Annotated in this window: 3 protein-coding genes and 2 pseudogenes; 1 reads left to right on the plus strand and 4 read right to left on the minus strand. The window is 75.2% G+C overall.

Annotated features, from left to right (window positions below; all coding sequences use genetic code 11):
* Positions 1-328: pseudogene (locus tag AB0C69_RS37355) on the minus strand (N(G),N(G)-dimethylarginine dimethylaminohydrolase); the annotation flags it as partial.
* Between the two features lies 1 nt (position 329).
* On the minus strand, positions 330-941 hold the full coding sequence (locus AB0C69_RS37360; protein WP_345174432.1) for a hypothetical protein: 612 nt from the start codon (positions 939-941) through the stop codon (positions 330-332).
* Positions 942-1,043: 102 nt separating this feature from the next.
* Between AB0C69_RS37360 and AB0C69_RS37365 the strand changes: the two genes are divergently transcribed.
* Entirely contained in the window at positions 1,044-1,889 is an 846-nt protein-coding gene (locus AB0C69_RS37365; RefSeq protein WP_360360436.1) for a hypothetical protein, read from the plus strand.
* Here the strand turns inward: AB0C69_RS37365 and era are convergent.
* The gene (gene era / locus AB0C69_RS37370) at positions 1,880-2,770 is read right to left on the minus strand and encodes a GTPase Era (RefSeq protein ID WP_360360439.1); all 891 of its coding nucleotides are present in this window, start codon (positions 2,768-2,770) and stop codon (positions 1,880-1,882) included. The two genes, AB0C69_RS37365 and era, sit on opposite strands and share 10 nt — an antisense overlap.
* 413 nt (positions 2,771-3,183) lie before the next feature.
* Positions 3,184-5,370 (minus strand): annotated as a pseudogene (locus tag AB0C69_RS37375) (ATPase); the annotation flags it as partial.

Below are 5,370 nucleotides of genomic sequence, written 5' to 3' on the forward strand. Positions count from 1 at the left end.
GGCCGAGCTCGCGCGCGGCCCGTTCCGCGCCGGCGGCCTCGCCGCGGCGGCTCGGCGCCCCGGACCGGCAGACGACGGCCACGTCGCCGCACACGACCAGGGCGTCCTCGACGAACACGGCGTCGGGCAGGTCGTCGGCGGGTGCGACGGCGCGGACGCTCCATCCCGCCGCGCGCAGCGCCGCGACGTACGCCGCGTGCTGGCGCTCGGCGAGCTCCACGTCCACCGGGCGGCGGGCGGCATGGGTGACGAGGCCCTCGGCGAGACGCGGGCCCGGCGGCCGGACCAGCGCCCTGCCCGCGGATGCGGTACCGGCGGCGGCGTCCATGTCAGCGCGCCGCCCCCTCCGTCGTCACGATGACGCCGAGCGCGTAGGCGCGGGACATGCCGAGCAGGTCGGCGATGCCGTGCAGGGCGAGCCGCTCCCCCTCTCCGAGCGGCCCGTCCGCCAGCCCGATCCGGACGGCCTGCGCGAGGAACCACTCCTTGGCCTCGACGGCGAGGTGCGCCCCGGCCCGGACGACCTCCTGCTCGAGGAACGTGCGGCGCAGCGCCAGATCGGTGTCCACGGCGTCCGCGTCGTAGTCGGGCTCGCCGTACCCGGTGACCGTCGCGACCGCGCGGGCGCGGGCCGCGGCGTCGGCCGGGTCGCCCGAGCGCAGCACCAGGGCCGCGGCGGCCCGCATCCCGGCGGCCAGGGCCTCGGCCATCTGCTGCGCGGTCGGCGCCCGCAGGGCCGACACGGGGAGGCGGGCGCGGCAGGTGCGGCACTCCACGGCCTGCCCGAGGCGCCACAGCGGCACCATCGGGACGAAGAAGACCGAGAACCAGCGGCGTCCGGCGCGCCTGCGGTAGGCGCGGTCGCCGCCGCACCGCGGGCAGTGGAACGTCCCCTCGCTGACCGTACGGAACACCGCCGTCAGGCCAAAAACGAGCAACACCGGCGCTCTCCTCCCATAACGGACTTCGCCCCAACCTACCGACCCGCGGGCGCCCCGGGTGGACCTCCCGGACAATGCCCGCCGTGCGTTTACGCTGGGTTCATGACCGGTGACCTGGGATCCGACGCGGGACGCGCGCGGTCGCGCCCGTCCTTCCTGCCGCCCGTCGACGGCTACCCGCCGCAGCACGACGGCCAGGCCGAGACAGTCCCCTCCCCGCCCGCGTCCTCCCGGACCGGCGGCGCCGCCTGGGTCCTCGCCCTGATCGCCGCCGCGTCGCTCCTGCTGGTGTCGGCGTTCCTTCCGTGGGCGCGCGCCGAGGTCGTCGTCGACCTGTTCGGCCGCTCGCTGAGCCGCGACCTCGGCAGCGTCGCGGGCATCGACGCCGACGACATCGTCCTCGCCGTCCCGGTCCTCGCCGTGATCGCCATCGCGCTGGCCGCCTGGGACCTGATCGGGCGCGACGCCCGGATCGGCGCGCTTGCCGCGGTCCCCGGCATGCTCGCCCTGCTGGTGTGCGGGATCTTCGTGCTGCGGCTCGGCCACGTCCGCGACGACCTGCCCCGGACCGGCCTGGACCTCGGCTACCAGATCACCGTCCGGTTCGGCTGGTACCTCGCGGTCGTCGCGGCCCTGCTCGTGGTGGGCTTCAGCCTCGCCCGCCCGGTCAGCGACAAGGTCGCCAAGTCGCAGCGGCGACCGGACGGGGACTACCCGCAGCACCCCTACACGGACCCCCAGTACACCGACCCGCAGTACACCGGCCAGCAGTACCCGGAGCAGTCCCCGACCGGCGAGTACGCCGCCTGGCCGTCGGAGGACCAGGCGTGGGGCCGCCAGGACCCCCCGCACGAGGACGCCCCGCCCCCGGAGGACGCCCCGAAGAAGGAGCCCGGTGGAAAGCCCCGGACCTCCGAGCAGGACCCGGAGGACGCCGGTCAGTCGTAGAAGCCGAGCCTGCGGAGCTGCTTGGGGTCGCGCTGCCAGTCCTTGAGGACGCTGACGCGCAGGTCGAGGAACACCTTCGTGCCGAGCAGCGCCTCGATCTGCCGGCGCGCCGCCGCGCCGACCTCCCGCAGCCGCGAGCCCTTGTGCCCGATGATGATCCCCTTCTGGCTGGACCGCTCGACGAACAGGTGCGCGTAGACGTCGACGAGGTCCTCGCGTCCCTCGCGGGGCGCCATCTCGTCCACGACGACGGCGATCGAGTGGGGCAGCTCGTCCCGGACGCCCTCCAGCGCCGCCTCGCGGATCAGCTCGCCGACGAGGACCTGCTCGGGCTCGTCGGTGAGATCGCCCTCGGGGTAGAGCGCCATCCCCTCCGGCAGATGGGAGATCAGCAGGTCGCCGACGAGGTCGACCTGGAAGCCGCTCTCGGCGGAGCACGGCACGATGTCGGCGAACTCCCCGAGCCGCCCGACCGCGAGGAGCTGCTCGGCCACCTGCTCGGGCGCGGCGAGGTCGGTCTTGGTGACGATCGCGACCACGGGCGTCTTCTTCACCCCCGCCAGCTCCCTGGCGATGTACTTGTCGCCGGGCCCGACCGGCTGGTCGGCGGGCACGCAGAACCCGATCACGTCCACCTCGGTCAGCGTGGACCGCACGAGGCTGTCGAGCCGCTCACCGAGAAGCGTCCGGGGCTTGTGCAGACCGGGGGTGTCGACCACCACGAGCTGCGCGTCGGGACGGTGCACGATCCCCCGGATGGCCCGCCGCGTCGTCTGCGGACGGCTGCTGGTGATCGCCACCTTCGTCCCCACCAGCGCGTTCATCAACGTCGACTTGCCCACATTGGGCCGCCCGATGAAGCAAGCGAAACCGCTGTTCATGGCCTTTCTCTCCTCCTTCGGGCCTTGCGGCCCTCCATCGTCGAGAAAAGCGAGCGATCGCCGGCATCGCTCCGTCTCGCTGTGCTCATTGCAGCGCCCTCCTCCTTCGGGCCTTGCGGCCCTCCATCGTCGAGCACCGCTGGCGATCGCTGGCATCGCTCCGACTCGCCTTGGCGGCTCGCTGCGCGATCAGATTCTCGCACCGCTCGAACCTGCCTTCGGACGCGATCGCAGCCATAAAGGTCGTTGGGGGTGGCGACAGTGGCCGGGGTCGGTGCGTCCATCAGAACGGGTGCGCTTATGGCCTTTTCTCCTTGTTCGGGCCTTGCGACCCTCCATCGCCGGCATCGGCGACCTTGCCTTCCGCGGCCGTAGATGCGCCCGCCAGTTTAGTCGGGTTGGAGGGGGCGCGGTCATGCCGCTGTGCCCAGGGCGGTGAGGGAGGCGGTGGCCTTCTCTGCCCAGAAGGGGGCTTCGAGGCGGTTCGCGACCTCGACCGCCGTGCGGTAGTGGGCGGCGGCGGTCTCGGCGGGGCGGTCCAGGAAGCGGGCGAGGTCGCCGAGGACCTGCGCGACCGGGCCGACCGTCGCGACGGCTGTGGCGCCGCCGGAGAAGTGGCCCTCGTAGGGCAGCAGCGCCGTGTAGGCCTCCTCGGCCAGGGGCCGGTCGTCCAGGGCGACGGCGCGCAGGCCGCGGACCGCCATGGTCAGGTCGAAGAAGTAGTCGAGCCGCACGGGCCCGGCGCCCGCCACCACCCGGCGGGCCTCGGCGGTGCGGCCCGCGGAGGCCAGGGTGAGCGCGTAGATGTCGGCGGTCGCGGCGACGTGCCTCCACTGCTCGTGCAGCCAGGCGGCCTCCTCCATCGCCTCTTCGGCCCGCCCCTGGACGAGCCGCAGGCAGAAGGGGCCGAGGAGCGCCATGCCGCGCTCGCTGAACCAGATCCGGGTCCGGCCGATGGAGCCGCCGACCTCGGCGAACGCGCGTTCCGCCTCGTCCGGGCGGGCGGCGAAGGCACGCACCAGGGCCGTGTACCAGTCCGCGATGCGGGCCAGCAGCGGCAGCCCGTACTGCTCGGCGAGCCGGCGCCCCTCCGCGCGGTGCCGGTGCGCGGCGGGCAGGTCGAGCGCGGCGACGCTCGTCTGCTGGAGTTGCAGGTGCGCGAGGACGCGGTAGGTGCCGAGGTCGTGCTCGACGGCGAGGTCGAGCAGCTCGGACGCGAACCGGCGCCGCTCGGTGAGCCCCTCCGCGCTCCGGTAGGCGTTGATGTAGGCGCCGTTGAGGGCGAGGGCGATCAGCTCGGGCGAGCCCAGCGCGCGGGCCAGGCGCAGCGCCGCGGCGGCGGCCACGGCGCCCCGGTCGTGCTGCTCGCCCTCCGACTCGATCGCCAGCGTGGTCAGCAGCCTGACCCGCGACTCCGGCTCGGTCTCGGGGAGGCTCGCCAGCGCCGCGTCGGTGGCCTCCACGACGGTGAGGTCGAGGGTCCCGTACTCGCGGCTCGTCCACAGCGTGGGGACGTCGAAGGCGACGATGATCCGGGCGAGCAGGCGGACGTCGCCGAACGCGCGGGCGTCGGCGATGGCGGCGATGCGCCGGGCCCGGGCGTCGACGATCTGCCCGGCGAGGGCGCTCGCCCGGATCGCGGCGGCCTCCGCCTCCAGCCGGTCGCGGGTCGCCTCGGGGCCCTGCGCGCGGAGCGTCGCGACGGCGCGCCCCCACAGGTCGGCCGCGGCGCCGTGCGCGAACCGCGCCTCGGCGGCCGCGGCGGCGCGCCGCGCGTACCGGACGGCCTTGTCCGGGTCGGCGCCGGATTCGAGGTAGTGGTGCGCGAGCGCGGCGGCCTCCCCCGGGAGGTGGCGCTCCAGCGCGGCGGCGACGCGGCCGTGCACGCGGGTGAGGCGGGCCCTGGACACGCCCGCGTAGAGGGTGTCGCGGACGAGGGCGTGCGCGAACCGGATCCGGCCGGGCGCGGGCTCGGTGACCAGGCCCGCGGCCAGCCCGGCCTCCACGGCCTCGATCACCGTCTCCTCGTCCCCCGCCAGGTCGGTCAGGACGCGCAGGTCGGCGTCCCGGCCGATGACGGCGGCGTCGCGCAGCACGGTCTGGACCGGTCCCGGCAGCCGCGCGACACGGCGGCGCAGCACGTCGCCGACGCCGGCGGGGACCCGGCGGGTGGCGGCGGGCAGCCCCTCGGCGTCCAGGAGGCGGGCCGTCTCCCGGGTGAAGAACGGGTTGCCGCCCGTGCGCTCGGCGATCGCGGACAGCTCCGCGTCGTCCAGGCCGGTGGCGCAGGTGTCGCGGACGAGGGCCGCGACCTCCGCCGGCGACAGCCCGGCCAGCTCGATCCGCGCGGGCTCGTGCCGGGCGAGCGCGGCCAGCGCGGCGGCGAGGCCGTCCGGCACCTCGGTCTGGCGGAACGTGGCCAGCAGCAGGACGCGGCGGTCCCGCAGCCCCCCGGCGAGCCGGATCAGCAGGGCGAGGGTCTCCTCGTCGGCCCAGTGCAGGTCGTCCAGGACGAGCAGGAGCGGCGCCGTGTCCGCGAGCTCGGCGAGGTAGTCGCCGACGGCCAGGTGGAGCCGGAACCGCCCCGTGACGACGTCGGC

Origin of the sequence: Actinomadura sp. NPDC048032 (assembly GCF_040653175.1) — a bacterium.
Classification (GTDB): Bacteria; Actinomycetota; Actinomycetes; order Streptosporangiales; family Streptosporangiaceae; genus Spirillospora; species Spirillospora verrucosospora.

Coding starts and splice junctions, on each gene's coding strand:
- AB0C69_RS37365 (WP_360360436.1), top strand. CDS start 1,044: ATGACCGGTGACCTGGGATCCGACGCGGGACGCGCGCGGTCGCGCCCG.
- era (WP_360360439.1), bottom strand. CDS start 2,770: ATGAACAGCGGTTTCGCTTGCTTCATCGGGCGGCCCAATGTGGGCAAG.